This is a genomic window from Mesorhizobium sp. M7A.F.Ca.CA.004.12.1.1 (genome assembly GCF_003997835.1).
In the GTDB taxonomy this organism is placed as follows: domain Bacteria; phylum Pseudomonadota; class Alphaproteobacteria; order Rhizobiales; family Rhizobiaceae; genus Mesorhizobium.
Window position 1 is genome coordinate 1 of record NZ_RZRK01001533.1, and the last position, 421, is coordinate 421.

1 pseudogene is annotated in these 421 nt (G+C 64.6%); it reads left to right on the plus strand.

Annotation, left to right across the window (positions count from 1 at the left end):
- Positions 1-421: pseudogene (locus EN984_RS37405) on the plus strand (imidazolonepropionase); the annotation flags it as partial.

The window sequence follows — 421 nt, forward strand, 5'->3', positions numbered from 1 at the left end:
ACCTTCCTCGGCGCTCACGCGCTGCCGCCGGAAGCCAAGGGCGACAAGGACGCCTTTATCGATCTGGTCGCCAATGAGATTCTTCCAAAGATTGCCGCCGAGGGGCTGGCCGATGCGGTCGACGGGTTTTGCGAGGGCATCGCCTTTTCGCCGGAACAGATGGCGCGCGTCTTCGCTGCGGCAAAGGCGGCCGGCCTGCCGGTCAAGCTTCATGCCGACCAGCTGTCCAACCTGCATGGCGCCGAACTCGCCGCCCGTTACGGTGCGCTGTCGGCCGACCATCTCGAATACACCGATGATGCCGGTGCAGCGGCGATGGCCAAGGCCGGAACCGTGGCGACGATCTTGCCCGGCGCCTACTATTTCATTCGCGAAACCAAGAAGCCGCCGATCGGCCTGTTTCGCCAGCACGGCGTCAGGA